Origin of the sequence: Hydrogenophaga pseudoflava NBRC 102511 (assembly GCF_001592285.1) — a bacterium.
In the GTDB taxonomy this organism is placed as follows: domain Bacteria; phylum Pseudomonadota; class Gammaproteobacteria; order Burkholderiales; family Burkholderiaceae_C; genus Hydrogenophaga; species Hydrogenophaga pseudoflava.
The window spans coordinates 138,170-163,962 of the sequence record NZ_BCWQ01000003.1 but is presented as its reverse complement, the minus strand read 5'-3'; the positions used below and the strand labels follow the sequence as shown (position 1 = coordinate 163,962).

Annotated in this window: 26 protein-coding genes; 9 read left to right on the top strand and 17 right to left on the bottom strand. The window is 69.3% G+C overall.

The window, feature by feature from the left end; all coding sequences use genetic code 11:
- The first annotated feature begins 20 nt into the window (after positions 1-20).
- From HPS01S_RS05560 to HPS01S_RS05545, 4 genes are read left to right on the top strand one after another with little or no spacing between them, the layout of a single operon-like run.
- A complete protein-coding gene (locus HPS01S_RS05560; protein WP_066152178.1) occupies positions 21-923 on the top strand; it encodes a DUF6920 family protein in 903 nt (300 codons plus the stop codon).
- Positions 924-936: 13 nt separating this feature from the next.
- Positions 937-1,482: an anthrone oxygenase family protein gene (locus tag HPS01S_RS05555; protein WP_066152175.1), complete on the top strand. Its 546-nt coding sequence runs from the start codon at positions 937-939 to the stop codon at positions 1,480-1,482.
- Positions 1,479-2,126 (top strand): LysE family translocator, encoded by a 648-nt coding sequence (locus tag HPS01S_RS05550; RefSeq protein WP_066152173.1) that lies wholly within the window; start codon positions 1,479-1,481, stop codon positions 2,124-2,126. Before HPS01S_RS05555 ends, HPS01S_RS05550 begins: the two co-directional genes overlap by 4 nt.
- A 46-nt stretch (positions 2,127-2,172) precedes the next feature.
- Positions 2,173-2,763 carry an NADPH-dependent FMN reductase gene (locus HPS01S_RS05545; protein ID WP_066152562.1) on the top strand — a complete coding sequence of 197 codons (591 nt, stop codon included), beginning with the start codon at positions 2,173-2,175 and terminating at the stop codon, positions 2,761-2,763.
- 25 nt (positions 2,764-2,788) lie between these two features.
- On the opposite strand, the gene HPS01S_RS05540 is transcribed toward HPS01S_RS05545, so the two are convergent.
- Together HPS01S_RS05540 and mprF are read right to left on the bottom strand one after the other, a co-directional pair.
- On the bottom strand, positions 2,789-4,174 hold the full coding sequence (locus HPS01S_RS05540) for a virulence factor family protein (protein ID WP_066152170.1): 1,386 nt from the start codon (positions 4,172-4,174) through the stop codon (positions 2,789-2,791).
- On the bottom strand, positions 4,171-6,762 hold the full coding sequence (mprF, locus tag HPS01S_RS05535; RefSeq protein WP_084397083.1) for a bifunctional lysylphosphatidylglycerol flippase/synthetase MprF: 2,592 nt from the start codon (positions 6,760-6,762) through the stop codon (positions 4,171-4,173). The genes HPS01S_RS05540 and mprF overlap by 4 nt, the downstream gene beginning before the upstream one ends.
- A gap of 51 nt (positions 6,763-6,813) precedes the next feature.
- On the opposite strand from mprF, the gene HPS01S_RS05530 reads away from it, so the two are divergent.
- Complete coding sequence (locus HPS01S_RS05530) at positions 6,814-7,098, top strand: YkgJ family cysteine cluster protein (RefSeq protein WP_066152167.1); 285 nt, start codon at positions 6,814-6,816, stop codon at positions 7,096-7,098.
- On the opposite strand, the gene HPS01S_RS05525 is transcribed toward HPS01S_RS05530, so the two are convergent.
- From HPS01S_RS05525 to HPS01S_RS05510, 4 genes are all read right to left on the bottom strand, one after another.
- On the bottom strand, positions 7,073-7,990 hold the full coding sequence (locus tag HPS01S_RS05525; RefSeq protein ID WP_066152164.1) for an alpha/beta fold hydrolase: 918 nt from the start codon (positions 7,988-7,990) through the stop codon (positions 7,073-7,075). The genes HPS01S_RS05530 and HPS01S_RS05525 overlap by 26 nt on opposite strands.
- A 76-nt stretch (positions 7,991-8,066) precedes the next feature.
- On the bottom strand, positions 8,067-8,639 hold the full coding sequence (locus tag HPS01S_RS05520; RefSeq protein ID WP_066152161.1) for a YceI family protein: 573 nt from the start codon (positions 8,637-8,639) through the stop codon (positions 8,067-8,069).
- A gap of 41 nt (positions 8,640-8,680) precedes the next feature.
- Complete coding sequence (locus tag HPS01S_RS05515) at positions 8,681-9,244, bottom strand: YceI family protein (protein ID WP_084397081.1); 564 nt, start codon at positions 9,242-9,244, stop codon at positions 8,681-8,683.
- A gap of 125 nt (positions 9,245-9,369) precedes the next feature.
- Positions 9,370-9,915, bottom strand: a complete 546-nt coding sequence (locus HPS01S_RS05510; protein WP_066152159.1) for a cytochrome b — start codon at positions 9,913-9,915, stop codon at positions 9,370-9,372.
- 136 nt (positions 9,916-10,051) lie between these two features.
- Between HPS01S_RS05510 and HPS01S_RS05505 the strand changes: the two genes are divergently transcribed.
- The 3 genes from HPS01S_RS05505 to HPS01S_RS05495 all read left to right on the top strand — a co-directional run bounded on the left by HPS01S_RS05505 (position 10,052) and on the right by HPS01S_RS05495 (position 11,867).
- Positions 10,052-10,705 (top strand): Crp/Fnr family transcriptional regulator, encoded by a 654-nt coding sequence (locus HPS01S_RS05505; RefSeq protein ID WP_066152550.1) that lies wholly within the window; start codon positions 10,052-10,054, stop codon positions 10,703-10,705.
- A gap of 99 nt (positions 10,706-10,804) precedes the next feature.
- The gene (locus HPS01S_RS05500) at positions 10,805-10,996 is read left to right on the top strand and encodes a YgaP family membrane protein (RefSeq protein ID WP_066152154.1); all 192 of its coding nucleotides are present in this window, start codon (positions 10,805-10,807) and stop codon (positions 10,994-10,996) included.
- A 97-nt stretch (positions 10,997-11,093) separates the two neighbouring features.
- A complete protein-coding gene (locus HPS01S_RS05495) occupies positions 11,094-11,867 on the top strand; it encodes a class II aldolase/adducin family protein (RefSeq protein ID WP_066152152.1) in 774 nt (257 codons plus the stop codon).
- Positions 11,868-11,873: 6 nt separating this feature from the next.
- Here the strand turns inward: HPS01S_RS05495 and HPS01S_RS05490 are convergent, their stop codons facing one another.
- The 11 genes from HPS01S_RS05490 to HPS01S_RS05445 form a co-directional block, all read right to left on the bottom strand.
- A complete protein-coding gene (locus tag HPS01S_RS05490; protein WP_066152148.1) occupies positions 11,874-13,199 on the bottom strand; it encodes a glutamine synthetase family protein in 1,326 nt (441 codons plus the stop codon).
- A 2-nt stretch (positions 13,200-13,201) separates the two neighbouring features.
- Complete coding sequence (locus HPS01S_RS05485; RefSeq protein ID WP_066152146.1) at positions 13,202-14,680, bottom strand: aldehyde dehydrogenase; 1,479 nt, start codon at positions 14,678-14,680, stop codon at positions 13,202-13,204.
- A gap of 120 nt (positions 14,681-14,800) precedes the next feature.
- Positions 14,801-16,150: a hypothetical protein gene (locus HPS01S_RS05480; RefSeq protein ID WP_066152144.1), complete on the bottom strand. Its 1,350-nt coding sequence runs from the start codon at positions 16,148-16,150 to the stop codon at positions 14,801-14,803.
- A gap of 5 nt (positions 16,151-16,155) precedes the next feature.
- Positions 16,156-17,016, bottom strand: coding sequence for an ABC transporter permease (locus HPS01S_RS05475; protein ID WP_066152139.1), 861 nt, complete (start codon positions 17,014-17,016; stop codon positions 16,156-16,158).
- Complete coding sequence (locus HPS01S_RS05470; RefSeq protein ID WP_066152136.1) at positions 17,013-17,930, bottom strand: ABC transporter permease; 918 nt, start codon at positions 17,928-17,930, stop codon at positions 17,013-17,015. Before HPS01S_RS05470 ends, HPS01S_RS05475 begins: the two co-directional genes overlap by 4 nt.
- Before the next feature lie 22 nt (positions 17,931-17,952).
- On the bottom strand, positions 17,953-19,056 hold the full coding sequence (locus HPS01S_RS05465; RefSeq protein ID WP_066152134.1) for an ABC transporter ATP-binding protein: 1,104 nt from the start codon (positions 19,054-19,056) through the stop codon (positions 17,953-17,955).
- 97 nt (positions 19,057-19,153) lie between these two features.
- The gene (locus tag HPS01S_RS05460; protein ID WP_066152131.1) at positions 19,154-20,191 is read right to left on the bottom strand and encodes an extracellular solute-binding protein; all 1,038 of its coding nucleotides are present in this window, start codon (positions 20,189-20,191) and stop codon (positions 19,154-19,156) included.
- A complete protein-coding gene (locus HPS01S_RS22410; protein ID WP_307173088.1) occupies positions 20,167-20,343 on the bottom strand; it encodes a hypothetical protein in 177 nt (58 codons plus the stop codon). Before HPS01S_RS22410 ends, HPS01S_RS05460 begins: the two co-directional genes overlap by 25 nt.
- A gap of 154 nt (positions 20,344-20,497) precedes the next feature.
- Positions 20,498-21,937 (bottom strand): aspartate aminotransferase family protein, encoded by a 1,440-nt coding sequence (locus tag HPS01S_RS05455; RefSeq protein ID WP_066152127.1) that lies wholly within the window; start codon positions 21,935-21,937, stop codon positions 20,498-20,500.
- Between the two features lie 21 nt (positions 21,938-21,958).
- Positions 21,959-23,332 (bottom strand): glutamine synthetase family protein, encoded by a 1,374-nt coding sequence (locus HPS01S_RS05450; RefSeq protein ID WP_066152126.1) that lies wholly within the window; start codon positions 23,330-23,332, stop codon positions 21,959-21,961.
- Between the two features lie 52 nt (positions 23,333-23,384).
- Entirely contained in the window at positions 23,385-24,185 is an 801-nt protein-coding gene (locus HPS01S_RS05445; RefSeq protein WP_066152548.1) for a gamma-glutamyl-gamma-aminobutyrate hydrolase family protein, read from the bottom strand.
- A 111-nt stretch (positions 24,186-24,296) separates the two neighbouring features.
- Between HPS01S_RS05445 and pdxR the strand changes: the two genes are divergently transcribed.
- Positions 24,297-25,787, top strand: coding sequence for a MocR-like pyridoxine biosynthesis transcription factor PdxR (pdxR, locus tag HPS01S_RS05440; RefSeq protein WP_066152123.1), 1,491 nt, complete (start codon positions 24,297-24,299; stop codon positions 25,785-25,787).
- Positions 25,788-25,793: the final 6 nt, after the last annotated feature.

Sequence of the window (25,793 nt, the reverse complement as noted above, 5' to 3'; positions counted from 1 at the left end):
CTCCCCCCAAGGAGCACACCATGCCGCCGTCCCTGAACCCCCTCTCCCCGGCCCGTCTCTGGCCACGGCGGCTGCTCATTGAGGCGGTCCTGCTGAGCGTGGGCACCATCGCCGCGCTGGGACTTGCGCACTGGCGCACCGAAGAGCAGATCCAGCAACACCACCTGCGCGTGCTGGCCGCCGCACAGATCGCCACGCCAACGGGCGAGGCACGGTCGGCCCCCTGGCCCGAGGCACTGGGCGACCTCCCGGCACCGGTGCAACGCTATCTCCGGTTCGCCTTTCCCGGTGGACCGGTGCCTGGACACGCCGTGCAACTCACCATGGAGGGACAGTTCCGCCGCCCCGGCCAGGAGAGCTTCCACCCGACCAGCGCCCACCAGACCGCCGGCGTCCGGGTACCGGCCCTGATGTTCGACGCCCGCACGCCGATGGCCCCCGGCGTCTGGGCCCGCGCCTGGGACGCTTACGTCGACGGCCGCATGGAAATGAAGGCCCGCATCCTCTCGGCGCTCACCGTGGTCGATGAAACCGGCTCGCCCCAGCTCGACCGCATCTCCCTGCGCCGCTGGTTGCTCGAAAGCCCGACCTACCCGCAGGCCCTGCTGCCCGGCGGGGCGATCCGCTGGGAGCCCGTGGACACAGACAGTGCGCGGGCCGTGATCAGCCACCGGGGCCAGACCGTGGGCATGCGCGTGCGCTTTGGCCCAGACGGCGGCATCGCCTCGATGGCCGCAGAGGAGGACGGCGACCTCGGCACGCCCTATCACGGCTCGGGCGAACACGTCCGCCGCAACGACTACCAGCTCATCGGCGAGGTTCGCATCCCCACCCGCTTCGTCATCTCGCGCGCCGCCCGGGGCCAGATTCTCCCGTTCTGGGACGGCCGGATCACCCAATGGCAGCTGCTCTCCCAGCCCTGACCCGCCGCCCACCATGCACCCAACCGCCCACCCGAGGCCATCGCCGCCGACCGCCCTTTCGCTCGTCGCCCAGCTGCTGGCCGTGCTGCTGCTGGGCCTGATGGCCGGCTTCTTCGCCACCTACAGCGCCAACGTCAACCTCGCCACGCTCGAACTCGACGGCCCGACCTATGCACAGGTGCAGTCGGCGTTCAACCGGAACGTGCGGCACGCCGGGTTCTTCGTCTGCTTCTTCGGTCCGGTGCCGCTGGGTCTGCTGTCGCTCGCCCTGGCCTGGTCCGAACGGCCCACCGCCTGGTGGCGGCTGCTGGCGCTGACCGTGCTGTCCTACGCACTGGGCATCGTGCTGTTCACACGGGAGGTCAACCTGCCCCTCAACCACCTCACCGAATCGTGGACCGCGGCCACCCTGCCGACCGACTGGGCCGACGTGCGCGGCGCCTGGAACCGGGCCAACCTGTGGCGCAGCGGCCTGAGCCTGGCGCTGTTCGTGGGCGGCCTGTTCACCTTGGTGCTGCGCCTGCAGCCTCCTTCCCTCCCCGAGAAGCCACGCCCATGAACGACTCCATGCTCCTGTTTTCGACTCTTGCCCTCGTCACGGTGGCCACACCCGGCCCCACCACCCTGCTGGCGCTGAACCACGGCGCGCGCCACGGGGTGGGGGCGGCCCTGCCCGGTTTGGGCGGTGCGGTGCTGTCGGACGCGGTGCTCATCGCCGCCGTGGCCGCCGGACTGGGCAGCCTGCTCGCCACCTCCGCCGCCGCCTTTGAGCTGCTGCGCTGGACCGGCGTGGCCTACCTGGCCTGGCTGGGCTGGCGCCTGCTGCGGTCGCCCGACACCCCCATGGCCTCGGGCCAGGCGCATGCCACGGCGGCGCCACCGGCGCACCGCGAACGCCCCGCCGCCGTGTTCCGCCGCAGCTTCACCGTCGCCGTGACCAACCCCAAGGGCTACCTGTTCTTTTCAGCCCTGCTGCCGTCCTTCATCGACCCCGGCGCCCCGCAATTGCCGCAGTACGCCCTGCTGGCCGCCGTGTTCGCAGGCATCGATGGCGCGGTGCTGCTGGCCTTTGCACTGGCGGGTGCGGGCGGAGCGCGGCGCTTCGGCAGTCCGCGCGCCTTGCGCCACCTCGACCGCGCCAGCGGACTGGCGCTGCTGGTGCTGGCGGGCGGCATGGCGCTGTGGCGGCGGGGCGCACCCTAACCCCCACGCAAAAATCCTGCGCCGGCTGGCTGACACAATGCCGCCCATGAGCACCCCCACCCCCCTCCTCGTCTTCGCGGGCAGCACGCGCGCCCAGTCCTTCAACCGCAAGCTGGCCACCGTCGCCGCCGAACTCGGTCGTGAGGCCGGCGCCGCCGTGACCCACATCGAGCTGGCCAACTTCGACGTGCCGCTCTACAACGCCGACCTCGAAGCCAAGGGCACGCCGCGCGACGTGGTGCGCCTGAAGGAACTCTTCTACGCCCATCCGGCCTGGGTCGTGGTCTCGCCCGAATACAACGGCAGCTACACCGGCCTGATGAAGAACACCATCGACTGGGTCTCCAGCCCCATCAAGGGCGACCCCAACTGGTCCAGCGGCACCAAGCCCTTCGCAGGCAAGGTGGTCGGCATGCTCTCGGCCTCGCCCGGCGCACTCGGCGGCCTGCGCAGCCTCTCGCACCTGGCCCCGCTGCTGATGAACTTACAGTGCTGGGTGTCGCCGAAGCAGTTCGCCCTGTCCAAGGCCGGCGAGGCCTTCACGCCCGATGGCCAGCTGGTGGCCGAGGCCGCGCGCGAGAACGTGCGCGGCGTGGTCGAGCAGGTTCTCTGGGCCGCACGGCGCTTCGGCGCCTGAGCCCCTCCCCGCAGCGGCTTGCGCGTCAGCGGCTGCGCTGCAGGATCTGCTCGGCCAGCCCGTCGTAGTTGCCGCCGAAGTGGTGGTCGCCCTTGAGCGGCACCGTGGTCATCTGCTCGGCCGGCAGCTTCGGGCAGATGGTGTCGCGGTCGTCGGTGCCGTAGATGCAGGTGGCGCTGGCGGCCGTGAAGCCGGCCAGCTCGGGCGCCACCGGCGCACCCTTGGCGTCGCGCGAGACCCAGTTGGTCAGCTTGAACTCGAAGGACGCGCGCTCGCCCGGCCCCAGCAGCACGGTCTGCGACACCATGACCCGCGTCGCCGCCGGCAGCCGGTTGACGGCGAACGGCAGCACGTCGGCGCCCTGCGAGTAGCCGATCAGCACCACCCGGCTGCGCTTCCACTGCCGGGTGTAGGCGCGGATGGCGCGCGCAAGGTCGTCGGCAAAACCCTGCGGCGTGCGCGCCGACCAGAAGTAGCGCAGCGAGTCCCAGCCGACCACCGGCACGCCCCGGGCCGCCATCACCGCGGCCACCCGCTTGTCCAGCCCGGCCCAGCCGCCGTCGCCCGAGACCAGCACCGCCAGCGTGTCCGAGGCCACGCTGGACGGCACCTCCACCAGCGGCAGGTCACCCACCTCTGCGCCGGCCTCGGCGCTGAGCCGGCTGGTCGACACCTCGGTCGCCATGCGCCGGTACGACACCTCGTAGGCCGACAGGCCCGCCGCCGTGCCCAGCAGGTCCTCCCCCACGCCCGGCACGCCCACCCAGTGGCTGCTCGGCACCTTGGCCACGAAGGCCTGCGTCGCCGCCACTGGGCAGCTGCGGTCCTGCGCGCCCTGCAGCGCCAGCCACGGGGTCCGCATGGCCGTATCTGGCAGAAGAGTGAGGGCTGACTTATCCTTGTTGACCCGGAACACCGAGCCCTCGCCCTTGCACAGCGGCTTGGTCAGCGGCAGGCTGGGGCAGAAGCCGAGCGACACCGCGCCGGAGAAGGTGCCCTCGGGCGCCTGCGCCGCCATGGCGTAGGCCAGCGCACCGCCGGAACCGACGCCCACCGCCAGCGGCGGGAAGTAGGCCGGCAGCCGGGCGTAGCCCTGCAGGAAGCGCGAGAGGTTTTCCACATCGCCCTCGGGCACCACGCAGCTGCCGCCGTCCTGGTTGAAGTTGGCCAGCAGCGAGGGTGTGTCGATGGCCGCCACCACCGCGCCGGTGTCCAGCAGCACCTGGGCCGCGGCACCGGGGCCGCCCGCGCCCCAGCCGCTATGGCCCGAGAACAGCAGGGCCACGGTCTTGACCTCGCCCTTGGGGCGGTAGAGCCGCACGTCCTTGAAGCGGCCGTGCGAGACGGTTTCCTGGGCGGTGGCGGGCACCAGGGCGGCGCCGAGCATGAGGGAAAGCAGCAGGGTTTTCATTTGGTGATCACGCGCCGCCAGCCACCCGCGATCAGCGCGGCGGTGTCCGACAGCACCAGCAAGGGGGACAGGCCGCCCGGGGCCGCCAGGTAGCGGGGCTCCCAGACGGGGTCGAATTTTTCCTTGAACGAGCGCAGGCCCTGGAAGTTGTAGAAGTTTTCGCCGTGGTTGAACAGCAGGCGCCCCAGGCGCTGCCAGCGCGGCGCCAGCCGGTGGCTGGCCATGCCCGAGAGCGGCACCATGCCCAGGTTGAAGCGAGCCACGCCCTGCGCGCGCAGGTGCAGGATGATCTGCGTGAACAGGAAGTCCATGGTGGTCTTGGGGGCGTCGCCGCGCTGGCGCATCAGGTCCACCGCGGCCTCGGCGGACTGGTCGGTGACCAGCATGGTGGCGAAGGCGACGATGCGGCCCTCGTGCCTCACCAGCGCCACCGGCTGGCGCATCACGTACTCGCGGCTGAAGGCGCCCAGCGAAAATGCTTTTTCCGCCGTGTCCTGGCGGCCCAGCCAGTCGTCGGACACCGCCTGCAGGGCGTCGAACTCCGCCTCGGCTGCTCCGGCGGGCAGCCACTCGAAGACCAGGCCATCGCGCTGGGCCCGCGCCACGCCATGGCGCAGGTTGGCGCGCCTCTTGCCTTCCAGGCTGAAGCCGGCCAGCTCCACCGTCGCACACTCGCCCAGCTTGTAGACCCGCAGGCCGGCGTCCAGGTACACCGGCAGCGCCTGCGGCCGCACCTGGTAGAAGGCCGCGCGCCCGCCCGACTCGCCCGCCAGCTCGACGAAGCGCCACACCAGCTCCGGCCATTCCTCGCGCGGTCCCACCGGGTCGTACAGCGCCACCCAGGAGCGGCCCTTGCGCGAGAACATCAGGAAGGCCCGGCCCGACTCGGAGAACATCAGGCACTTGTCGCCCATCAGCGCCAGGCCCGCGCCGGCGCTGTCCTGCGCCATCACCACCGCCTGCGCCCGGGCCAGCTCGGCCGCGTCGGGCCGCGGCAGTGAAGGTGGCGCGCGGTGCAGCAGGTGGGCCAGCGCCACGCACAGCGTCAGCAGGGCCACGGCCACCATGGCGCGCAGCGAGCGCGGCGCGTGGCCGTCGAACTCGAAGCGCCACCACACCATGTCCACATAGGCTGTGTCCTGGTAGACGAACACCAGCACCGCCGCCACCGCCGCCACCACGGCCAGCACCGCCGCCAGCCAGCCACGCGAGAAGGCCAGCGACAGCAGGGCCGCGCGCCGGTTGAAGTGGCGGTGCGAGAGCGCCAGGGACAGCGCCAGCAGGCCCAGCAGCACCGCCTCGGACACAGCGATGCCCTTGGGCAGGCACAGCAGCAGGCTGGCCAGCGCCAGCACCAGCCCGGCCCACCAAGCCACGTCCAGCCGCAGCAACATGCCGCGCGCCACGAACAGCAGCGCCAGCCCGATCACGCTGGCCAGGAAGTGCGCCGCCTCCACCGCCGGCAGCGGCACGAACTGCCGCAGGTGCGCGGTGGCGTCTTCGGTGGCGGGCGTGGCGCCCGAGACCAGCAGCACCACGCCGCTGACAAAAGTGAAGGCCGACAGCAGCAGGGGCGCGAGCGCGGACGCCGCCCGCACCAGCGGCGTGGACACGCCGCGCCGCCACGACGAGCCCACCAGCAGCAGCAGCGCCAGGGCCAGCGGCAGCAGGTGGTAGATCACCCGGTACAGCACCAGCGCGCCCACCAGCCGGTCCGCCGGCACCTGCGGGCCCAGCGCCAGCAGCAGCACGGCCTCGAACACGCCCAGGCCGCCGGGCACGTGGCTGATGACACCGATGGCGATGGCCAGCGAATAGAAGCCGACAAAGGCCGGGAAACCGACCGCACCCGCGGGCAGCAGCACCCACAGCACGGCGGCGGCGGCCACCACGTCGAGCGCGGAAATCAGCAGCTGCTGGCCGGCCAGCGAGGCGCTGGGCAGGCGGAAGGTCCAGCCCGCCAGGGACCACTCACCGCCGCGCCGGCAGGCGCCCAGCGCCGCGGCCGTCACCACCAGCACCGCCACCCCGGCGGCGCGCAGCAGCTCGGGCGGCGCGCGCAGCAGCGAGGCCACCGACTCGGCGCCCCAGACCAGCGCCGCAGCGCCGACCACCGCGATGCCGACCGTGAAGCCCAGGGCGTTGAACGCGATGGCGCGCGAGATCTGCCCCGCCTCCAGCCCCGCCGCGCCGTACAGGCGCAGCCGCACCGCACCGCCGGTGAACACGCCCAGCCCCACCGTGTTGGACAGCGCGTAGGCGATGAACGAGGTCTGTGCCACCACGCGGTAGGGCAGTCGCGCGCCGGCGTACTGCAGGGCCGAGCGGTCGTAGAAGGTGAGCGCCAGGAAGCTCAGCGCCGTGGCCGCCATGGCGGCCAGCAGATCCCCCGCCGGGGTGTCCTTGGCGGCGGCCATCACTGCACCGTAGCTGAACCCGTTCAGCACGCGCAGCACCGCCTCGGCCACCAGCCCGAACAGCAGCAGCCCCACGCCGAGGCGGAGCCAGAAACGCCAGCGCGTCAGACGCGCGGTCAGCAGCTCGGGCGCTGACAGCAACCATTTGGAGGAGAACCGTGGGGACGACATGCAGACCTTGAAACCGGGGAGCCCAGCCGCCCGAAAGGCGACAATGGTGCCATGGCTTCGAGCACCCCGCCGCCCTGCCGCGCCGCTTGTGCGGCGTGCTGCATCGCGCCCTCGATCAGCAGCCCGATGCCCGGCCTGCCGGACGGCAAGCCCGCGGGCGTGCCCTGCCCCCACCTGGACGAGGCCCTGCGCTGCCGCCTGTTCGGCCGGCCCGAGCGGCCGGCGGTGTGCGGCTCACTGCCGCCCAGCGCCGAGATGTGCGGCGACACCCGCGAACACGCGCTGCATTTTCTGCAGCGGCTGGAGCAGGCTACGCAGCCTCTTTCGCGCGGATGAAGTCGGCCACCTGGGCACCCACCGGCGCCGCCAGCGCGTCCGGCAGCAGGTGCCCCATGTCCAACACCGTCAGGCGGGCACCGGGAATCAGCCGCGCCAGCACCTGGCCATGTGCCAGCGGCAGGCAGGGGTCTTCGGCGCCGTGCAGCACCAGGGTCGGCACGCGCAGCTGCGGCAGCCAGCCGGTGCGCGGTGCCGCGCGGTCCACCGCCAGCGCGTGCTGCATCGCGGCCAGCGGCTGGTGCCCCGCCGCCATCGCGGCGCGCGCCTGTTCGCGCACGGTGTCGGCCGGAAACGGGTGCGAGCCGCCGTGGAACACCGACCAGCCCTGCAGGGCCGCCTCGTCCGGCGGCAGGCCGCGCGCGCGCACCGAGGTCTCCAGCAAGGCCTGCAGAAAGCCCGGCGCCGGCCCGGGCAACCCGTCGGTGGGCACCGGCCGCCCCAGCGTGGCGGCCATGTAGGGCCGGTGGTCGGGCGAGCTGCCCAGCAGCACCAGGCGGCTCACGCGCTGCGGGTGTTCGTGCGCCAGGTGCTGGGCGATGTAGCCGCCCATGGACCAGCCCACCACCGCCGCCCGCGCCATGTCCCAGGCGTCGAGCACGCGCAGCGCATCGGCCACCAGGTCGGCCAGCGCATACGGCGGCGCGTGCAGCGGGTGGACAAAGGAACGGCCGGTGTCGCGGTGGTCGTAGCGCAGCACCCGGCAGCCGGCCTGCACCAGCGCCGCCACGAAGCCCGGTGGCCAGAAATGCGCCGGGTTCATCGCCCCCATCACCAGCAGCACCGGCGGCCCGTCGGCCGGCCCGCAGGCCTCGCTGAACAGATCGCCCAGCCCGGGCACCGGCACGCGCCGCGGCGTCCAGAGGATGGTGTTCGTGGTCCCTGTGTTCATCGCCCGTTTGTACCGCAGCCCGCAAAGCAAAAGGCCCGCAGCAGCGGGCCTTTGTTCGGGAACGGTGGCGCAGGAATTACTGCTTCACAGCTTCCACTTGCAGCACCAGGCGCACGTTCTTGGGGAAGCCCCAGTCGATGCCGTAGTTCACGCCGAAGGCGGTGCGGTCGATGGTGGCTTCGAAGTCGCCGCCGCAGACTTCGCGCTTGAGCATGGGGCTGTCGTAGCAGTTGAACTGCGTGGCCTTGAGCGTGACAGGCTGGGTCTTGCCGGCGATGGTCAGGTTGCCTTCCACGGCCGAGACCTTGTCGCCGGTGAACACGAACTTGCTGGAGACGAACTGGGCCTTGGGAAACTTCTCGGCGTTCAGGATCTCGGCGCTGGCCAGGTGCTTGTCGAACATGGCGGTGCCGGAGTTCACCGAGGCGATGTCGATGCTGATGTCGACCTTGCCGGTCTTGGCGGCCTTGTCGAAGCTGACCTTGCCTTCCTTCTTGTCAAAGCGGGCACGGTTGGTCGTGGTGCCGAAGTGGCCGATCTCGAAGGTGGCGAAGGTGTGGGTCGGGTCGATCGCGTAGTCGGCGGCCTGGGCGATGCCGGCGGTCGAGAGCACGGCCGCGGCGGCCAGCAGGGAGAGGGACTTGCGCATGGTTGAACTCCTGGATTGAGGTTGGAAAGGAAAACGCGAAATCAGAGCTTGGGCACGCCGGTCAGGGCGATCTTGAATTTCACCTGCACCTCGTCGGCGACCATCGAGGTGTCGGCCCACTCCTTCTCGCCGATGCGGAAGGTCAGGCGCTTGATGGGGAAGGCGCCGCTGGCCACGGTGGTGGCGCCGTTCTGCGCCAGCGTGACGGGCACGACCACGTCGCTGCTCACGCCCTTGATGCTCAGCTTGCCGGCCACTTCGTACTTAGTGGCGTCGATGCGCTTGATGGCGCTGGACTGGAAGGTGGCCTTGGGGAACTGGGCCACGTTGAACCAGGTGGCCTTGGGCAACTCGGCGTTGGCTTCGCGGCTGATGTCGGCGCTGCCGGTGTCCACGGTGAAAGCGATGCTGCTGGTGGCCAGCTTGGCCGGGTCGAACGCCACCTGGGCGCTGAAGCTCTTGAACTTGCCGTCCACCGGCACGCCCATCTGGCGGCTGGTGAAGGCGACCTCGCTCTGGGCGGGCACGATGGCCTGCTGCGCCTGCACGGCCAGCGGCGAGAGGCTTGCGGCGACCAGCGCCAGGGACAACAAACGGGTTTTCATTTCAATACTCCAACAAGCCAAAAAGGTTCGAGTCGCGCCAGCCTCCAAGGCTGCCGTGGAACCGGCTCTGCCGGGCCACTGGCGGCGTCCCCCTGGGGGAAGACGCGAAGCGGCGCAGGGGGGGGTCAAGTCATTCTGGACATCAGGCCGTCGCGGTCGACAAAGTGGTGCTTGAGCGCCCCGGCCACGTGCAACAGCACCAGGCCCGCCATGGACAGGGCTGCGATCTTGTGGGCTTCCTTCAGCGCATCGGCCAGGCCTTCGCTCACCGGCACGAAGTCGGGCAGCGGCAGCACGCCGAACAGCACCACCGGGAAACCGGCGGCCGAGCTGAAGGCCCAACCGCTGAGCGGCACGGCAAAAAACAGGGCGTACAGGCCGATGTGGGTGGCGTGGTGGGCCAGCTTCTGCCAGCCGGGCATGGCGGCCTCGATGGCCGGGGGCAGCGCGGGCGGCGATTTCAGGATGCGGGTGAGCAGGCGGACTGCGGAGAAAGCGAGCACCAGCACACCAGCCCACTTGTGCCAGCTGTAGTACTGCAGCCGGGCGGGCGAGAACGGCAGGTCCGCCATGTAGAGGCCCAGCGCGAAATTGCCCACGATGAGCAGGGCCAGCGCCCAGTGCAGGGTCCGGGCCAGCGGGTGGTAGGGGGTGACGGAGGTGGTAACCATGGCGGCAGTGTAGGGATGGGCCGCGCCGCCCGGGTCAAAAGCGCTTGAAGCCTGAATTCAAAAATTTCGAATGAACTTTGACCGTGCGTTCGCATCTCCCTCCCTCGGACAAGCCCCCGCCCCTACAATGCGCCGCATGTCCCAGACCACCCCGCCCGACCTGCTGACGCTGTACCCCGCGCTGGCCGGACTGCCGGCGCTGGTGGCCCGACTATCCCCCATGACCGTGCCCGCCGGCACCCGGCTGTTCCGCGAGAACGACCCCTGCCAGGGCTTTCCGCTGGTGCTGTCCGGCGAGGTGCGGGTCTCGCGCAGCGCGGCCAACGGCCGCGAGCTGGAGCTCTACCGCGTCGCCCCCGGCGAGATGTGCCTGGTGTCCTCGGCCGGCCTGTTCGCCCACCAGCCGCTGACCGCGCGCGGCGTGGCCACCAGCCAGACCACGCTGTGCCTGCTGCCGCCGCAGGACTTCCAGGCCGCGCTGGCGGATGCCGGGTTCCGCGAGTACGTGCTGGGCCTGTTCGCAGCGCGCATGGCCGACCTCACCGGCCTGATCGAGGCCATCGCCTTCCAGCGCCTGGACAGCCGCCTCGCCGCCGCCCTGCTCGGCCACGGCCAGACGCTCAAGACCACCCACCAGGCGCTGGCCGACGAGCTGGGCACGGTGCGCGAGATCGTCACGCGGCTGCTGCACCGCTTCGAGCGCGACGGCCTGGTCGAGCTCTCGCGCGAGAGCATCGCCATCAAGGACAGCGCCGGCCTGCGCACGCTGGCCGCCGGCCAGGCCGGCTGAGCCCGGCCCGGCATTTCCTGTGTGACCGCGGTCACAGACCGACCGGGGCCGCTGCGGCTCCAATACGTCCGCACCCTCTTTCACCCACAGGAGATTCACATGACCAAGAACGTTGGCGGCGTTGACCGCACCCTCCGCATCGTCGTCGGCCTCGCCCTCATCGCCGCCGCCGCCACCGGCACCATCGGCCTCTGGGGCTACATCGGCGTCGTGCCCCTGCTGACCGGGCTGATGAGCTGGTGCCCGCCGTATGCCCTGCTCGGCTTCAACACCTGCTCGATGAAGAAGTAAGCCCCGCGGCTGTCGGACCTGCGACAGCCCGCATGCCGGGTCCGCGCGACCATGTCGCGCACCGCCGCGCACCCCGGTGCGGCGCAGGAGACACGGCATGCTCAACATCCCCTCGCTCAAGGACTCGGTCAGCGCCGAGGAATGGCAGATCCGCTGCGACCTCGCGGCCTGCTACCGGCTCGTCGCCGCCTACGGCTGGTCCGACCTGGTGTTCACCCACATCAGCGCCAAGCTGCCCGACAGCGTCACCGGCGGCGAACACCAGTTCCTGATCAATCCCTACGGACTCATGTTCGACGAGATCACGGCGTCCAGCCTGGTCAAGGTCGACATGCAGTGCAACAAGCTGCTGGACTCGCCCTTCCCGGTCAACCCGGCCGGCTTCGTCATCCACAGCGCGGTGCACGAGGCGCGGCCCGAGGTGCAGTGCGTGCTGCACACCCACACCCGCGCGGGCGTGGCGGTCAGCGCGCAGAAGGCCGGCATCCTGCCCATCAGCCAGCAGAGCACTTTCGTGCTCGCCTCGCTCGCGTACCACGCTTACGAAGGCGTGGCCTTCCGCCCCGACGAGAAGCCGCGGCTGCAGGCCGACCTCGGCCGCGCCAACTTCCTCGTGCTGCGCAACCACGGCCTGCTGACCGTGGGCAGCTCGATCCCGGACGCCTTCCTCTCGATGTACACCTTCGAGAACACCTGCCGCATCCAGATCGACGCGCTGGCCGGCGGCGGTGAGCTCACCCAGGTGGACCCGCGCATCCTCGCCGGCATGGCCGAGGTGATGAAGATCGCGACCGCCGGGCAGGGCGCGATGCTGGCCTGGCCGGCGCTGCTGCGCAAGCTCGACCGCAGCGACCCGTCGTACAAGACCTGAGGCGCCTCAGAACCCGTCCGCGTAGCGCGCCAGCTCCCAGTCGCTCACCTGCTGCGCGTACGCGTCCCACTCGGCGCGCTTGAGCGCGAGGAATTGCTCGCAGAAGGCCTCACCCAGGTCGTCGCGCAGGATGGCGTCGCTGCGCAGCGCGGCCAGGGCCTCGTGCAGGTCGCGCGGCAGCCGCGGCGGCAGCGTCTCGCCGGCTGCGTGGCGCTGGTAGAGGTCGGCGTCGACGGCCTCAGGCGCGGGCAGCTCGCGGTCGATGCCGTCCAGCCCCGCGGCCAGCGTCGCCGCCAGCGCCGCGTACACATTGCATGAAGGGTCGGGCAGGCGCCACTCGATGCGGCCGGCCACCGTGCGCACGAGGCAGGTGCGGTTGTTGTCGCCCGCCGCTTTCCACACCGGCGACCAGGTGGTGCCCGACGCGCTCTCGCTGACCGCCAGCCGCTTGTAGCTGTTGACCGTGGGTGCACACAACGCGGCCAGGGCATCGCCGTGCTCCAGCAGGCCGGCCGCGAACCGCAGGCCGGTGGCACTCAGACCCATTGGCCCGCCGGCGTCGGCCATCACGGGTTTGCCATCGGCGTCCGTCAGGCTGAGGTGGAAATGCAGGCCGCTGCCCGGCGCACCCGCCAGCGGCTTGGGCATGCAGGAGAACACCTGGCCGTGCTGCTGCGCCACCGCGTGCGCGGTGAGCTTGAAGAGCTGGTAGCGGTCGGCCGCGGCCAGGGCCTCGTCGAAGCGGTAGTTGATCTCGTACTGGCCCGTCGCGTCCTCGTGGTCCATCTGCTGCAGCTCGAAACCGAGCGCGCCCAGATGGCGCCGCATGTCGTCCAGAAAGCCGTGGTTGCGCACCATGGCCTTGAGGTCGTAGGACGGCTTGCCGAGCCGGTCCTCGCCGTCGGCCACGCCCCAGCGGCCGTCGGCGCCCCGGCGCAGCAGGAAGAACTCGGGCTCGATGCCGACGTGGAAGGTCCAGCCGCGTTCACGCAGGCGCACCAGCTGGCGCCGCAGCATCTGGCGCGAGCAGGTGTCCAGCGGCTGCCCACCCGCAAAGCCATCGCACACCGCGTGCGCCACCCCCGGCAGCCAGGGCAGCGGCCGCAGGCTCTCGGGCACCACGCGGCCGTGGTACTCGCCGCGCGCGCCCATGCGCGGCAGGCCCGTGCCCCAGATGCTGGGGCCCGCAAAGCCGGCCCCCGTGGCCACAGCGTCGGGCAGGGCATCGAGCGGCACCAGCTTGCCCTTGGGCACGCCGTGCAGGTCGGTGAAGGTGGCCATCACCGTGTGGATGCCCTGCTCGCGCAGGGCCTCGATGCGCTGCGCCAGCATCTTCAGACCGGGCTGTCGATGCGGATCCAGGTGGTTTTGGTCTCGGTGTACTTGTCGAACGCGTGCAGCGACTTGTCGCGCCCCACCCCGCTCTGCTTGAAGCCACCGAAGGGCACCGTGATGTCGTCCTCGTCGTAGGAGTTCACGTGCACCGTGCCCGCGCGCAGCGCGCGGGCCACGCCATGCGCCTTGTTGATGTCGCGCGTCCACACCGCGGCCTGCAGGCCGTAGATGTTGTTGTTGGCCTGCTTCACCACGTCGGCCGCGTCGGTGAACGAGAGCACCGACAGCACCGGGCCGAAGATCTCTTCGCGCGCGATGGTCATGCTGTTGGTCACGCCGTCGAAGATGGTGGGCTGCACGTAGCAGCCGCCGGCCACCGGCGCCACGCGCTCGCCACCGGCCAGCAGCTTGGCACCTTCGCTCTGGCCCAGGCCGATGTAGCGCATCACGTTGTCCAGCTGCACCTGGTCGACGATGGCGCCCATGACGGTGTTCTTGTCCAGCGGGTTGGCCGGCTGGTACTGCGGCACCAGCTTGAGCGCCTTCTCCAGGAAGGCGTCCTTGATCGAGGCCTCGACGAACAGGCGCGAGGGCGCGTTGCAGCTCTCGCCCTGGTTGAAGAAGATGCTGCCCACCGAGGCCTCCACCGCCTTGTCCAGGTCCGGGCAGTCGGCGAACACGATGTTGGGCGACTTGCCGCCCAGCTCGGTCCAGGCGCGCTTGAGGTTGCTCTGCCCGGCCATCACGTGGATCTGCTTGCCCACGCGGGTGCTGCCGGTGAAGGCGATGCAGTCCACGTCCATGTGCAGCGCCAGCGGCGAACCGGCCTCAGGGCCGTAGCCGGTCACCACGTTGAACACGCCCGCAGGGATGCCGGCTTCCAGCGCCAGCTCGGCCAGCTTGAGCGCGGTCAGAGGGCTTTTCTCGGACGGCTTGAGCACCACCGAGTTGCCCGCGGCCAGGGCCGGCGCGATCTTCCAGGCCGCCATGATCATCGGGTAGTTCCAGGGCACGATGACGCCGACCACGCCCACCGGCTCGCGGGTGATCAGGGCCAGCGCCGTGTCGGGCGTGGGCGCGATCTCGTCGTAGACCTTGTCCACCGCCTCGCCGTACCAGCGGATGCAGTTGGCCGCGCTGTTCACGTCCACGCCCTTGGCGTACTTCACCGGCTTGCCCATGTCGAGCGACTCGGTGAGCGCCAGCAGGTCGCCGTTGGCCTGGATCAGCTCGGCGAACCTGAGCATCACGCGCTTGCGCTGCGCGGGCGCCTTGCCGGCCCAGCGGCGGTCTTCAAAAGCGGCGCGGGCGGCGGCCACGGCGGCGTCGATGTCGGCCTGGCCGCAGCGGGCCACCTGGGTCAGCACGCGGCCGTCGACCGGCGAGAGGCAGTCGAACAGCTGGCCGTCGCGGGCGGCGACGCGCTCACCGTTGATGAGGGCGCGGCCGTCGAAGGAAGGGATGGTGGTGTCGGACATGGGCACGGGTCTCCACATTGAATTGGCACCATGCTAAGACAACATCCCGTGAAATGTTGCGTCCACTTCCAACGCCCGGAAGGGCCGAGTGGACTCAGCGGTGGCGCGTGGGAAGCCCGTTCACTGCGCCGCGTCCCGCTCGAACCGCCGCCGCAACCAGGTGCGCCGCTCGTAGTCGCTCTGCACCACCGGCACCCCGTACAGCGCATGGCAACCGTAGGCCCGCAGGTCGTCGCGGTGCGGCAGCACCACATACGGCTCGCCGCTGCGGCGCCAGTCCTGCGCCAGCCGCTTGCAGACGCGGCGCAGCTTGTCGCGGGTCACGGGTTCGAGCGTGGTCGCGGCCTCGATGAAGCGCTCCTGGCCCAAGACGAAGCGCCCCAGCTGCACCCCGGCCAGCGCCACCGCCAGTACCAGCCCGCCCCACAGCGGCACCCGCCAGGCCTGCCCGGTGGGCGCCCAGCGCGCGATCACCAGCAGCGCCAGCAAGGGCAGCGGCAGCATCATCCGGTAGAGCGAGAAGAAGGGCGAGCCGGCGTTGTACTCGGCGAACTTGTTGTTGCCCACCATCAGTACGATGAGCAGCGCCAGACCTGCGGCGCCCAGCGTCCAGCGCCAGCCGTCTGTGCCCGCCAGCGACGCCGGGTCGCGCCGTTCGGCCCTCATCACCAGCGCCCCGGCGCCCAGGCCCAGCAGCAGCAGGCCGCCGAGTGCCACCACCACGTCGGGGTTCTGCAGGTTGCCCAGCAGGTAGCCCGGAGTGAATGCCAGGTCGGGAAACCGATGCACCACATGGTCGGGGTTCCACACGTAGAACAGGCCCAGCGCCTTGAACAGCGCATAGCCCAGCAGCAGCCCGGCCCCGGCCAGCAGCCAGCGCCGCCGGTCGGGCAGGAACACCAGGGCCGGCAGCATCAGCACATTGCTCATGTACGAGCCAGTGCAGAAGCCCACAAGCGCCGCCCAGCCGATCTGTGCTCCCGCCGGGGCAGGCGCCGGGCGCAGCAGCAGGGCCAGGCCCAGCCAGGCCAGCGCGATGCCGGTGATGAAGCCGCGCGGCAGCGCCGCGGCCAGCGTGTACTCCAGCGGCAGCGCGAAGAACAGCACGGTCACGCCCAGCGCCGCCCAGGGCCGTTCGCGGCCCAGCCACCAGGTGGTCAGCACCCAGGGCATGTAGAAGCTCAGCGCCGCCACCGCCTTGACCCCCACCAGCGGGTCCAGGCCCAGCCAGACCGCGGGCACGGCGAGGTAGGCCTCGAACGGCAGCAGGTAGGCCTGGCCGTAGAAAAAGGGTTCATGGAACTCGCCGCGCGCCATCCAGGCGGCCTGGTCGGCCACCACCAGCTGGTCCGGGTCCAGCCAGACGGCGTGAAAGCCGGCCTGGTGGACCACGGCGTGCAGGGCGCAGAGAAGCAGCAGCCAGAGGCGGCTGTCTCGAAGCAACACGGTGCGGCCGACCAGGTCTCGCAAGGCGCTCAGCGCGCCGACAGCGCCGACAGCTCGGCCCGTGTGGCGGCCTGGATCTCGCGCTCGCGCTTGCGCGTCTGGCGCGCCACCCAGACGCTGTAGCCGATGATCACGATGGTCACCGTGGTGATCAGCAGCGTGGCGGCGGCGTAGATGGTCGGGTTGATGCCGCGGCGGGCGTAGCCGAAGATCACCTGCGGCAGCGTGGAAACGCCGGGGCCGGAGAGGAATTCGGAGATCACCACGTCGTCGAACGAGAGCGTGAAGGAGAGCAGGAAGGCCGCCAGGATGCCCTGGAAGATGTTGGGCAGGGTGATCAGGAAGAACACCTGGTGCGGGCGCGCTCCGAGGTCCATCGCGGCCTCCTCGATGCTGCGGTTCATCTCCATCAGCCGGCTCTGGATCACCACCATGCCATAGGCCATGCCCAGCAACGTGTGGCCCAGGATGATGGTCAGCATGCCGCGCTCGGGCCAGCCGAACACGTTCTGCGCGCCCACCATCAGCAGCAGCAGCGACAGGCCAATCACCACCTCGGGCATCACCAGCGGCGCATTCACCATGCCCGAGAAGATGGTGCGCCCCAGGAACTTGCGGTAGCGCACCAGCACGAAGGCGGCGAAGGTGCCCAGCACGGCCGAGAGCAGGCCCGTGACCGCCGCCACCTTCACCGACAGCCAGAAGCCCTCGACGATCTTGGTGTCGCGCGTGAGCGCCTCGTACCAGCGCAGCGAGAAGCCGGTGAAGTTCGCGTCCTGCCGGGTGCTGTTGAAGCTGAACACGATCATGAAGAACAGCGGCAGGTACAGGAACAGGTAGACCAGCGCCATCCAGGCCTTGCCAAAGTGTTTTTCCAGAAGGCGTTTCATGCCTTGCCCCCTTCGGTTCGGTCACCGGTGTAGTGGTAGTACACGGCCAGCGGCACGATGATCAGCAGGATCATCACCACCGCCAGCGCCGAGGCGCGCGGCCAGTTGTTGCTGGTGAACATCTCGTCCCAGACCACACGGCCGATCATGATGTTCTCCGGCCCGCCCAGCAGCGAGGGGATCACGAACTCGCCCACCGCCGGGATGAACACCAGCATGAAGCCGGCGATGATGCCGGCCTTGGACAGCGGCACCGTCACCAGCCAGAACGCCTTGAACGGCGTGGTGCCCAGGTCGTAGGCGGCCTCCAGCAGGCGGAAATCCATCTTCACCAGGTTGGCGTAGAGCGGCAGGACCATGAAGGGCAGGTAGACGTAGGTCATGCCCACCAGCATCGACACATTGGTGTAGAGCATCTGGATCGGCTCGCTGGTGAGGCCCACCGCCATCAGCACTTTGTTGACCACACCCTGGTCGGCCAGGATGCCTTTCCAGGCGTAGACGCGCAGCAGGAACGAGGTCCAGAATGGCAGCATCACCATCATCAGCAGGGCCGGCCGCACCGCCGGCGACGAGCGCGCGATGAAGTAGGCGAAGGGGTAGCCGATCAGCAGGCACAGCAGCGCGGTCAGCAGCGCGTACCAGATCGAGCGCAGGTAGGCCTCGATGTAGATGGTCTGGAACAGCGCGCCGCCCTCATCGTCGCGGAAGATGGTCCAGTAGTTCTCGTACTTCAGGCTCAGGATGCCCGTCACCGGGTCCCAGATCGGCTTGAAGGGGTTGATGCTCTCGCCCTGGTCGACAAAGCTGATGTACAGCAGGATCAGGAAGGGCAGCAGGAAGAAGAAAAACAGCCAGACATAGGGCACGCCGATGACGAAGCGCTTGCCTGGAACCGGAAGGGGTGACGCCATGGTGGTGCTCCTCGGTTCGGGTTCAGTCGCGCAGCACCACGGCGTCGAGGTCGTCCCACCAGAAGAACACGTCGTCCTCCCAGGTGATGTCCAGCAGTTCGTGGCGCGAGCCGTTGGGCTCGGTGATCTTCACCTTGGTGCCCTGTGGCGTGACCACGATGTAGTTGTTGTACGACCCGAAGTAGCCGATTTCCTTGACCCGTCCGGCAAACAGGTTGTGGTCGATGTGGGATGGGCGCTCCTTGGCGATCTCGATCTTCTCGGGCCGCACCGCCACCGCCACCGGCATGTCGAGGGTGCCGCTGATGCCGTGCCCCACGTGCACCTCGCCGATCGCCGTGCCCACCGCGCAGCGGTCGGGCTCGTCCAGCGTCAGCTTGCCGTCGAACAGGTTGACGTTGCCGATGAAGTCGGCCACGAAGCGGTTGCCCGGGTACTCGTAGATCTGCTGCGGCGTGCCCACCTGCAGCACGCGGCCCTTGCTCATGACGGCGATGCGGCTGGCCATGGTCATGGCCTCTTCCTGGTCGTGCGTCACCATCACCACGGTCACGCCCACCTTCTCGATGATGTTGACCAGCTCGAACTGCGTCTGCTCGCGCAGCTTCTTGTCCAGCGCGCCCAGCGGCTCGTCCAGCAGCAGCAGCTTGGGCTTCTTGGCCAGGCTGCGCGCCAGCGCCACGCGCTGCTGCTGCCCCCCCGAAAGCTGGTGCGGCTTGCGCTTGGCATAGGGCGTGAGCTGCACCAGCGCCAGCATCTCGTCGGTGCGCCGGGCCACCTCGTCCTTGGGCAGGCCCTCGCGCTTGAGGCCGAACGCCACGTTCTCCCAGATGTTCAGGTGCGGGAACAGCGCGTAACTCTGGAACATCATGTTCACCGGCCGCTCGTAGGGAGGCATGTTGGCCACGTCCTGACCACCGAGCAGGATGCGGCCCTTGGTCGGCGTCTCGAAGCCGGCCAGCATGCGCAGCAGCGTGGACTTGCCGCAGCCCGAACTGCCCAGCAGGGCGAAGATCTCGCCCTTGCCGATGGACAGCGAGACCTCGTCGACAGCCACCGCCTCGTCGAACCGCTTGACCAGTTTTTCCGTGACCAGATAGCCTTCTTGCGTGCCGGCTGCTGCCATGGTGACCCCTCGTTGTTGGTGATTCAGAAACAGAAAGGGCTGTTCATACGCAGGGTACGAACAGCCCGTGCAGGCTATGCCTGGGTGCCGGTGGTGCTTACTTGCCCTTCTTGAAGCTGTTGTAAGCGTTGGACATCGCCTCGCGCGCCTCGTTGGTGAAGCTGCTGGGCGGGATCATCTTGGCCATGTAGTCCGATTCCACGAAGATCGTCTTGTTGCCGGCGATCTCGGGGTTGACCTTGTCCATGCCTGCCTTGTTGCCGGTGGGGTAGCCCATCTCGTTGGCCATGGCGGCCGCGTTCTCGGGACGCAGGAAGTAGTCGATGAAGGCCATTGCGTTGTTCGGGTGCTTGGCGTCCTTGGTGATGGCCATGGCATCGACAAACAGCAGCGCACCGGAGCTCGGCAGCAGGGCCTCGATCACGTCCTTGCCACCGTTTTCCTTCACGCGGGCAGCGGCCTGGTTGATGTCGCCGGACCAGCCGATGGCCGCGCAGGCCTTGCCGCCGGCGATGTCGTCGATCATGGTCGAGCTGAACAGGCGGATGTCCTTGCGGACCTTGGCCAGCATCTCGTTGGCGGCCTTGTAGTCGGCCGGGTCGTTCGAGTAGGCGTCCTTGCCGATGTAGTGCAGGGCCACCGGGATGATCTCGGTGGGCGAATCCAGGTAGGCGATGCCGCAGGACTTGAGCTTGCTGGTGTACTCGGGCTTGAACACCAGGTCCCAGGCGTTTTCGGGCATGGGCATGCCGCCCAGGGCCTTCTCGAGCTTGGTCTTGTTGATGCCCACGGTGGTGAAGCCCCAGCCCCACGGCACCAGGTGCTGGTTGTCCGGGTCGGCCTTGGTCAGCGTCTTCATGAACTCGCCGTCCAGGTTGGCCAGGTTGGGGATCTGGTCCTTCTTCAGCGGCTGCAGCAGACCGCCCTCGATCTGCGGCTTGGCGAACACGGTGCCGGGCACGACGATGTCATAGCCGGAGTTGCCGGCCACCAGCTTGGCATGCAGGGCCTCGTTGGTCTCGAAGGTGTCGTAGTTGACCTTGATGCCGGTTTCCTTCTCGAAGGTGGCGATCATGCCCTCGGGGATGTAGTCGGGCCAGTTGTAGATGTTCAGGACTTTCTCGTCGTCGAACACCGGGCCGGCGGGCCGGCGGGCTTGGCGGGCTCGGCGGCGGGCGCCGGGGTGGCGGCGACCGGGGCGGCCGGCGCGGGCGCGGGCTCTTCCTTCTTGCCGCAGGCGGCCAGCAGGACGGCTGTGATGGCCAGGGCCAGGACTTGCTTCTTCATGATGAGGAACGCTCCAGGTTTGAGGGGAATAATTCCCAACGGTTGATGTACAGACACCCTGCTTCAACACTTGCGTTGAGCAAGCAAATAGCAGACCAACTTTATCCCCAATCCGGGGCGTCTTTTACTGTAACAAACAATCGCGTGCGCACGGTCAGCCGAGCAGGCCCTGCGAGCGCAAATCGTCCAGCGTCGCGTCCAGGCAGAGGCGGATCAGACCCATCATCTCGTCGATCTGCGCCCGGGTCATCACCAGCGGCGGCGCGATGATCATGCGGTCGCCGACGGCGCGCATGATCAGGCCGTTCCTGAAGCAGTGGCCGCGGCAGATCATGCCCACCGCCAGGTCGGGGTCGAACATGGTGCGTTTGACTTTGTCCTTGACCAGCACCAGCCCGGCCACGAAGCCGCAGGTCTCGGCATCGCCCACCAGCGGGTGGTCCTTGAGCTCGGCGAAGCGCTGGGCCAGGTAGGGGCCGGTGTCGTTCTTGACCCGGTCCACCAGGCCCTCGCGCTCCATCAGCTCCAGGTTGGCCAGCGCCACCGCGCAGGCCACCGGGTGACCGCTGTAGGTGTAGCCGTGGTTGAACTCGCCGCCCTTGGCGATCAGCACGTCCGCCACGCGGTTGCCCACCATCACGCCGCCCAGGGGGATGTAGCCGCTGGTCACGCCCTTGGCGAAGGTCACCAGGTCGGGCTTCATGCCGAACTTCTCGTAGGCGAACCAGTGGCCCAGGCGGCCGAAGGCGCAGATCACCTCGTCGGCGATCAGCAGGATGCCGTACTTGTCGACGATGCGCTGGATCTCGGGCCAGTAGGTCTCGGGCGGGATGATCACGCCGCCGGCGCCCTGCACCGGCTCGCCGATGAAGGCCGCCACCTTGTCCGGGCCGATGGCCAGGATCTTCTCTTCCAGCCAGCGGGCCGCGCGCACACCGAACTCGGCCGGGGTTTCGCCGGCGCGCGCGTTCTCCCAGTAGTGCGGCTGCTCGATGTGGGTGATGTTGGGGATCGGCAGGTCGCCCTGCGCGTGCATGCCGCTCATGCCGCCGAGCGATGCGCCGGCCATGGTGCTGCCGTGGTAGGCGTTGTGGCGGCTGATGATGACCTTGCGCTGGGGCTGGCCCATCAGGTCCCAGTAGCGGCGCGCCATGCGCACGTTGGTGTCGTTGCTCTCGCTGCCGCTGCTGCTGAAGAACACGTGGTTGAAGCTGCGGTCGCCCACCTTGGGCGCCAGCGCCGCCAGCTTGGCGGCCAGCTGCACCGCGGGCACGTTGGTGGTCTGGAAGAAGCTGTTGTAGAAGGGCAGCGTCATCATCTGCTGGTAGGCCGCGTCCGCCAGTTCCTTGCGGCCGTAGCCGGCGTTGACGCACCACAGCCCGCTCATGCCGTCGAGCACCTTCTTGCCCTCGGAGTCCCAGACGTAGATGTTGTCGGCGTGGGTCATCACGCGCGCGCCGCGCGTGGCCAGGTCGTCGTGGTCGGTGAAGGGGTGGATGTAGTGCGCGCTGTCCAGTGCCTGGATGGCCTTGGTGTCCTGCTGCTCGGCGCGGCGGACCAGGGCGGGTGGGGCGATGAGTGTGGAGGTATTCATGGCGTATCGCTTTCTTTCAGATCAGACGTGCAGCAACAAATGTTCGCGTTCCCAGGGAGAAATGACTTTCATGAACTCCTCGAACTCCAGCTCCTTGATCTCGGTGTAGATGGTGATGAACTCTTTGCCCAGCACCTCGTGCAGGTCGGTCTCGCGGCGCAGCCAGTCCAGCGCCTCTCCCAGGCTGCGCGGCAGCGCGTAGGGCGAGAGGTAGGCGTCGCCGCGCATCTCCGGCTTGGGCTTGATCTGGTTCTTCATGCCCAGGTAGCCGCAGGCCAGGGTCATCGCCATCGCCACATAGGGGTTGGCGTCGGCACCGATCACGCGGTTCTCCACGCGCCGCGCCTGCGGGCTGGAGATCGGCGAGCGGATGCCCACGGTGCGGTTGTCGTGGCCCCACTCGATGTTGATGGGCGCGGCCGTGTGGCGCGACAGGCGCCGGTAGCTGTTCACATAGGGCGCCACCAGCGCCATGGCGGCCGGGATGTAGCGCTGCAGGCCACCGATGTAGTGGAGGAAGGCGTCGGACGCGCTGCCGTCGTCCTTGCTGAAGATGTTGCGGCCGGTCTGCTTGTCCACCACGCTCTGGTGGATGTGCATGGCGCTGCCCGGCTCGCCGGCGATGGGCTTGGCCATGAAGGTCGCGTACATGTCGTGGCGCAGCGCGGCCTCGCGCACCGTGCGCTTGAAGAAGAACACCTCGTCGGCCAGGCCCAGCGGGTGGGCGTGGAAGAAGTTGATCTCCATCTGGCCGGCGCCGATCTCGTGAATCAGCGTGTCCACGTTCAGCTGCATCTTGTCGCAGTAGTCGTAGATTTCCTCGAACAGCGGGTCGAACTCGTTCACTGCGTCGATCGAGTACGCCTGGCGCGAGGTTTCGGCGCGGCCGCTGCGGCCGATGGGCGGGCGCAGCAGGGTGTTGGGGTCGGTGTTGCGCGCGGTCAGGTAGAACTCCAGCTCGGGCGCGAGCACGGGGTCCCAGCCCTCGGCGGCGTAGAGGTCGCACACATGGCGCAGCACCGAGCGCGGAGCAAACGGCACCAGCTTGCCGGTGTGGTCGAAGCAGTCGTGGATCACCTGTGCGGTGGGGTCGGTGGCCCAGGGCACGATGCGCACCGTGGCCGGGTCGGGCCGCAGCTGCATGTCGCGGTCGGTCGGCTCGATCACGTCGTAGTAGGGGCCGCTGGCCGGGAACTCGCCCGTCACGCCCATGGCCACGATGCCCTGCGGCAGCCGCATGCCGCGGTCCTCGGTGAACTTCTCGCGCGGCAGGATCTTGCCGCGGGCCACGCCGGTCAGGTCGGGCACGAGGCATTCGACCTCGGTCACGCGGTTCTGGTTGAGCCACTGCTCCAGGTCGTTGAAGGTCTGGGGACTGGTGATCGGCTGGTTCATAAAGTGCTGTCTCTCTGTGTTGATTCTGTCGGGCCGGACCGTCTCGAGACCGTCAGGCCGGTGTGTGTCGCGCCAGGTCGGCGGCCTGCAGCCGCAGGCTGCGGCGCTGCCGGCAGGCCTTGCCGAAGGCCTGGAAGATGGCGGTGTAGAAGGGGTTTTCCCAGCAGCGCCATTCGGGGTGGAACTGCACCGCGTAGGCAAACGTGCGGGCGCCCTGCACCGCCACCGCCTCCACCTGGCCGTCGGGCGCGTGGGCCAGTGCGTCCAGCCCGGGGGCGAGCCTGTTGATGCCCTGGCCGTGCAGCGAATTGACCATCACCTCGGGGCCGCCGGCCCAGGTCTCGAACACGCTGCCCGGCACCAGCCGGATCGGGTGGCTGGGTGCGTACTGCACCTCGAACGGCGCGGTCTTGGACTCGCGGTGGTCCATCCGGCCGGGCACCTCGTGCACCCGCTGGTGCAGCGTGCCGCCCAGGGCCACATTGATCTCCTGGAAGCCGCGGCAGATGCCCAGCAGCGGCACGCCCTCGTGCACGCAGGCCTTGATCAGCGCCAGCGTCAGCGAGTCGCGCACCGGGTCCAGCGGCAGGCTGGGATCGGCCACGTCCTCGTCAAAATGGGAAGGGTGCACATTGGAGGGTGAGCCGGTCAGCATCACGCCGTCGACCAGCGGCAGCAGCTCGGGAATCTGCCCGGCGTCGGCCAGCGGGAACATGACCGGCTGGCACTCGGCGCCGACCTTGACGGCCCGGGCGTACTTGTCGCCCAGCAGCAGGAAGGGCATCTGGTGGCCGTGGTCGCCCATGAGGCGGTGGTCGGCCGGCAGCCAGACCATGCAGGGTGATGAATTCATGGCTTTGAAGCTCCAGACTTGATTGTGGCGAGGCAATTGGATCACAATCAGGGCCATTTGTTAAAACAAGATGGTGCCATTTGACCGCTGTCATGGCCCGCCCACACCCGCATGCTGTCCGAATTCCTCCTCGCCGAAATGCACCGCCTGGGCGCGCAGGACGCGCTGCCGCTGCACCGCCAGCTCTACGAGGCGCTGCGGCGCGCCATGCTCGACGGCAAGCTCGGCCCGGGCGAGCGCCTGCCCTCCAGCCGCGACCTGGCGCAGGACCTGGACCTCTCGCGCAACACCGTGGTGGCGGCCATCAACCAGCTCTCGGTGGAGGGCTACCTGGTCAGCCGGGTCGGCAGCGGCACCTATGTGAACGACAGCGTGCCACGCGCCACGCCGGGCCGCCACCCGGGCCTCACGGGCGTGCGCAGCCCCGCCCCGGCGCCCCGCATGTCGGCGCGCGGCCAGGCCCTGGCCACCCGCTTCTGCGCCACCGAACTGGAGGTCCAGCCCTTCACGCCCGGCATCGCCGACTTCAACGCCTTCCCGCTCACACTCTGGCAGCGGCTGCAGAACAAGCACTGGCGCATGACCTACCCGGACATGCTGGACTACAACAGCTCGGGCGGCTACGCGCCGCTGCGCCGGGCCATCGCCGACTACCTGCGCGTGTTCCGCAGCGTGCAGCTGGACGCCGACCAGGTCATCGTCACCACCGGCACGCAGCAGTCGCTCGAACTCTGCGCCCGCCTGCTGGCCGACCACGGCGACACCGTCTGGGTGGAAGACCCGGCCTACTGGGGCGCGGTCAAGGCCTTCATGGCCACCGGCCTGGACCTGCACCCGGTGCCGGTGGACGACGAGGGCATCCGGCCGTCGGCGGCCGACGACGCCAAGCCGCCGCGCCTGATCTACCTGACGCCCTCGCACCAGTACCCCAGCGGCGCGGTGATGAGCCTGCCGCGGCGCCACCAGCTGCTGTCCACCGCACGCACGCACAACGCCTGGGTGCTGGAGGACGACTACGACAGCGAGTACCGCTTCTCCGGCCCGCCGATCAGCAGCCTCGAAGGCCTGGACACCGACGGCCGCGTGCTCTACATGGGCACCTTTTCCAAGGTGCTCTACCCCGGCATCAAGCTGGGCTACCTGGTGGTGCCCAAGCCGCTGGTGGCGGCGTTCCGCCAGGCCCACTACGACCTCAACCGGCCGGGCCAGATGCCGCTGCAGGCGGCGCTGGCCGAGTTCATGGAGATGGGCCACTTCAGCAGCGCGCTGCGCCGCGCGCGCCAGACCTACGGCGAGCGCCGCCAGTGCCTGCTGGAGGCGCTCAAACCGGTGCTCGCCCCCGCCGGCCAGGAGGGCCCCTTCATCAGCGGCGCCGAACAGGGCCTGCACCTGTGCCTGCGCCTGCCGGCCCAGACCGACGACCGTGCGCTGGCCCAGCGCATCGCCCAGCAGGGTCTGACGGTGCGCCCGCTCTCGGCCTACTGCCTGGCGCGCCAGGACCTCAAGGGCCTGGTGATCGGCTACGGCTACGCGCCACTGGCGGGCATCGCGCGCGGCGGGCCGCTGCTGGCCGCCGCGGTGCAGCAGGCGCTCAAGGCCTGAGCCGCC

Bases quoted from the DNA above. Each gene is read 5' to 3' on its own strand.
- HPS01S_RS05445 (WP_066152548.1), bottom strand. From the start codon at position 24,185: ATGAATTCATCACCCTGCATGGTCTGGCTGCCGGCCGACCACCGCCTC.
- HPS01S_RS05545 (WP_066152562.1), top strand. From the start codon at position 2,173: ATGAGCACCCCCACCCCCCTCCTCGTCTTCGCGGGCAGCACGCGCGCC.
- HPS01S_RS05490 (WP_066152148.1), bottom strand. From the start codon at position 13,199: ATGCTGGCGCAGCGCATCGAGGCCCTGCGCGAGCAGGGCATCCACACG.
- HPS01S_RS05540 (WP_066152170.1), bottom strand. From the start codon at position 4,174: ATGAAAACCCTGCTGCTTTCCCTCATGCTCGGCGCCGCCCTGGTGCCC.
- mprF (WP_084397083.1), bottom strand. From the start codon at position 6,762: ATGTCGTCCCCACGGTTCTCCTCCAAATGGTTGCTGTCAGCGCCCGAG.
- HPS01S_RS22410 (WP_307173088.1), bottom strand. From the start codon at position 20,343: ATGAAGAAGCAAGTCCTGGCCCTGGCCATCACAGCCGTCCTGCTGGCC.
- pdxR (WP_066152123.1), top strand. From the start codon at position 24,297: ATGCTGTCCGAATTCCTCCTCGCCGAAATGCACCGCCTGGGCGCGCAG.
- HPS01S_RS05485 (WP_066152146.1), bottom strand. From the start codon at position 14,680: ATGTCCGACACCACCATCCCTTCCTTCGACGGCCGCGCCCTCATCAAC.
- HPS01S_RS05510 (WP_066152159.1), bottom strand. From the start codon at position 9,915: ATGGTTACCACCTCCGTCACCCCCTACCACCCGCTGGCCCGGACCCTG.
- HPS01S_RS05520 (WP_066152161.1), bottom strand. From the start codon at position 8,639: ATGCGCAAGTCCCTCTCCCTGCTGGCCGCCGCGGCCGTGCTCTCGACC.
- HPS01S_RS05470 (WP_066152136.1), bottom strand. From the start codon at position 17,930: ATGGCGTCACCCCTTCCGGTTCCAGGCAAGCGCTTCGTCATCGGCGTG.
- HPS01S_RS05500 (WP_066152154.1), top strand. From the start codon at position 10,805: ATGACCAAGAACGTTGGCGGCGTTGACCGCACCCTCCGCATCGTCGTC.
- HPS01S_RS05560 (WP_066152178.1), top strand. From the start codon at position 21: ATGCCGCCGTCCCTGAACCCCCTCTCCCCGGCCCGTCTCTGGCCACGG.
- HPS01S_RS05505 (WP_066152550.1), top strand. From the start codon at position 10,052: ATGTCCCAGACCACCCCGCCCGACCTGCTGACGCTGTACCCCGCGCTG.
- HPS01S_RS05465 (WP_066152134.1), bottom strand. From the start codon at position 19,056: ATGGCAGCAGCCGGCACGCAAGAAGGCTATCTGGTCACGGAAAAACTG.
- HPS01S_RS05455 (WP_066152127.1), bottom strand. From the start codon at position 21,937: ATGAATACCTCCACACTCATCGCCCCACCCGCCCTGGTCCGCCGCGCC.
- HPS01S_RS05555 (WP_066152175.1), top strand. From the start codon at position 937: ATGCACCCAACCGCCCACCCGAGGCCATCGCCGCCGACCGCCCTTTCG.
- HPS01S_RS05495 (WP_066152152.1), top strand. From the start codon at position 11,094: ATGCTCAACATCCCCTCGCTCAAGGACTCGGTCAGCGCCGAGGAATGG.
- HPS01S_RS05530 (WP_066152167.1), top strand. From the start codon at position 6,814: ATGGCTTCGAGCACCCCGCCGCCCTGCCGCGCCGCTTGTGCGGCGTGC.
- HPS01S_RS05475 (WP_066152139.1), bottom strand. From the start codon at position 17,016: ATGAAACGCCTTCTGGAAAAACACTTTGGCAAGGCCTGGATGGCGCTG.
- HPS01S_RS05525 (WP_066152164.1), bottom strand. From the start codon at position 7,990: ATGAACACAGGGACCACGAACACCATCCTCTGGACGCCGCGGCGCGTG.
- HPS01S_RS05450 (WP_066152126.1), bottom strand. From the start codon at position 23,332: ATGAACCAGCCGATCACCAGTCCCCAGACCTTCAACGACCTGGAGCAG.
- HPS01S_RS05515 (WP_084397081.1), bottom strand. From the start codon at position 9,244: ATGAAAACCCGTTTGTTGTCCCTGGCGCTGGTCGCCGCAAGCCTCTCG.
- HPS01S_RS05550 (WP_066152173.1), top strand. From the start codon at position 1,479: ATGAACGACTCCATGCTCCTGTTTTCGACTCTTGCCCTCGTCACGGTG.